At 42.7% G+C, this 2,796-nt stretch carries 4 protein-coding genes; all 4 read left to right on the forward strand.

The features are described from left to right. Positions 1-1,310 (forward strand): zinc-ribbon domain-containing protein (locus ACLU24_RS14595; RefSeq protein ID WP_412613360.1); only part of this gene is annotated, 1,310 nt, incomplete at its 5' end. Further along, positions 1,307-1,480, forward strand: a complete 174-nt coding sequence (locus ACLU24_RS14600; protein WP_004611713.1) for a hypothetical protein — start codon at positions 1,307-1,309, stop codon at positions 1,478-1,480. The genes ACLU24_RS14595 and ACLU24_RS14600, both read left to right, overlap by 4 nt. A 383-nt stretch (positions 1,481-1,863) precedes the next feature. Next, complete coding sequence (locus ACLU24_RS14605) at positions 1,864-2,004, forward strand: hypothetical protein (protein WP_412613361.1); 141 nt, start codon at positions 1,864-1,866, stop codon at positions 2,002-2,004. A gap of 21 nt (positions 2,005-2,025) precedes the next feature. Then, positions 2,026-2,796 (forward strand): ParA family protein (locus ACLU24_RS14610; RefSeq protein WP_412613363.1); only part of this gene is annotated, 771 nt, incomplete at its 3' end.

Here is a 2,796-nt window from a genome sequence, read left to right on the forward strand (position 1 = left end):
GCATAACTTTCGGCTCGAATAAGAAAGTATGGTGGAAAGGTGCTTGCGGTCACGAGTGGGAAACAAGCGTAAAGGCTCGTTCCAACGGCGAGAAATGCCCGATATGTTCAGGTGCAAGAGTAGTCACGGGCATTAATGATTTAAGTACATTGAAGTCGGAATTGGCTTCTGAATGGTCTGAGAAAAATAAAATCAAACCGACAGAGGTATCTATCGGCTCACACAAGAAAGTGATATGGAAATGTAAATTAGGACACGAATGGATAGCCACTGTAAAGAGCAGAACCATCAATAGAACAGGTTGCCCGTACTGCTCCCATAACAAAGTGCTTGCAGGATTTAATGACCTTGCAACAGTATTGCCGGAAGTAGCAGCAGAATGGTCGGACAAAAATGAAAAGAAGCCTACCGAAGTTATGGCGTTTGCAAACAGCAAGGCTTGGTGGAAGTGCAGAACCTGCGGTTATGAATGGAATACGCTTATCTCTACACGCTCAGGTGGTAGTAAATGCCCTTGTTGCAGTGGATATACATTCATAAAAGGAAAGAATGACCTGAAAAGTACACACCCACAGATAGCCGAGGAATGGTCAGAGAAGAATTTTCCTCTGAAACCGAATGAGGTCAATGCAAAGTCGAGGAAAAATGTCTGGTGGAGATGCGGTAAATGCGGTAGCGAGTGGAAATCAGTTATCAATGCCCGTGTGAAAGGAACGGTATGTCCCGTGTGTGCAGAAAGGGCAGTGCTTGCCGGATGCAATGACCTTGCAACAACTGATAGAGAATTACTTGTTGAGTGGGATTATGAATTAAACAAGTTAAAACCGACAGAAGTTTCAAGAAATTCGGCAAAGAGAGCGTGGTGGAAATGCAGATACGGTCATTCTTGGAGTATGAAGATAAACGAGCGTACTGTTCTTGGAAAAGGGTGCAGGATGTGTGAGCAGGAGTATCTGTCATTGTTCCCGGCTCTTGCAATCAGTTATTATGCCAATTTGAAAGGATTGAAAGTTGAACTTGGCTCTGATAGGTTATTCGGCATTCCACTTGATGTATATATTCCACTGGAGCAGGTTGCCATTCAAGTGAATACGGACTCGGAGAAGATAGATATACTAAAGGAACATCTCTGTAAACAACGTGGAATCAAACTCATTAAGTTGCCGATGAAGCCAAACGAAGTGGAACCCGAATATGCACAGCGTATCAAAGCAGCATTTCAGAGCGTACATATATTTATATCTTCCGATACAGAAGAAGATGTTAAGATAATCAGGAAAATATTTAAGAACTGGAGGAACAGCCGATGAGAGAAAAGAAATATCACATTTACCTAACCGATGATGAGCAAAGCAGAGTGATACAGTCGCTTATCAATCTGAAAAATAACCTCATAGTACAAGGAAGATACACCGACGCAGTAGATGAAGTTCTTCTGAAAGTGCTGTCCGCAAAGAAAAAGAAACTGAAAATCAAATAATTTCAAGCATTTATGCCGTCTGTTTTTTAACCGAAACAGGCGGATTTTTTTGTTGTCAAAAATTTTTTGAAATTTTTTTCGGAAAAGCAGCGATTTTGGGTGTCCAAAATGAAGCCTTTTGTGCAATGAGTGAAGGGGTTAATTCCTGATGATGAAAACGGAAGCCTTTTCACTTGTTCTTTGACAACTGAATACACAGGTCGTTAAGACTTTAATTCTGATGATAGCCACTTTAGTGGGTACGCCGAAACTTCTGAAAATTTCAGAACAGCGAGAACTCCTGCTATGAGTATCGGATTGCAACCGATATGGCGATGACAGTCAGAAAGATAATGATACTTCTCTACGGAGCTGGCGGAGTACCCGGCAGAGGTTAGATTCCTATGATACAGATAAGCAACCTGTTCCTTAACGACTTCCCGAAAGCGATATGCTTGGCAAGGGATATTGAGAATAAATATTGCCACGACCGTTTAGGAAATGAAACGGTCAAGTACATAGCCGTTTCTATTGGCTATGAATAACTTGAAAGGAGGACGCAAGAGGTGTCAAACTGCAAAACGATTGCCATATGCAATCAAAAAGGCGGAGTCGGAAAGACAACGACAACGGTTAATCTTGGCGTTGGGCTTGCAATGCAGGGTAAGAAAGTCTTGCTCATTGACGCAGACCCACAGGGAGATTTAACCACCTGTCTCGGTTGGAGAGATACTGACAACTTGGGTATCACGCTTGCAACGAAACTTACAGATGTGATTAGTGAAACGATGAATGACCCGACAGACGGTATCCTGCACCACGAGGAAGGTGTTGACCTTTTACCGGCGAACCTTGAACTTTCGGCGATGGAATATAACCTAATGAACGCTATGAGCAGAGAAACCACTTTGAGGAATTATTTAAGTCAGGTCAAAGACAGATATAATTTTGTTCTGATTGACTGTATGCCCTCACTGAGTATGGTAACACTCAATGCTCTATCTGCGGCAGACAGCGTGATTATTCCGGTGCAGGCACAGTATTTGCCGGCTAAGGGTATGACCCAGCTTGTGCAGACCATTTCAAAAGTCAGGAAGTATATCAATCAGGACATTAAGATAGACGGTATGCTTCTCACTTTGGTGGATAATCGCACAAACCTCGCCAAAAGTACGGTGGAAGCGTTGCGGGAGAATTTCGGAAATCAGATTAAGCTGTATCGCACATCTATTCCGATTGCTGTAAAAGCCGCAGAAACTTCTTCCAAAGGCAAGAGCATTTTTGCTTATGAGCCAAACAGCACAGTGTCTAAGGCATACGCTGAATTTACAAAGGAG

The organism is Pseudoruminococcus sp., from assembly GCF_047012705.1.
Classification (GTDB): Bacteria; Bacillota; Clostridia; order Oscillospirales; family Acutalibacteraceae; genus Pseudoruminococcus.

What these genes read in the sequence shown, in the direction of transcription:
- ACLU24_RS14600 (WP_004611713.1), top strand. Translation starts at nt 1,307, where the DNA reads ATGAGAGAAAAGAAATATCACATTTACCTAACCGATGATGAGCAAAGC.
- ACLU24_RS14605 (WP_412613361.1), top strand. Translation starts at nt 1,864, where the DNA reads ATGATACAGATAAGCAACCTGTTCCTTAACGACTTCCCGAAAGCGATA.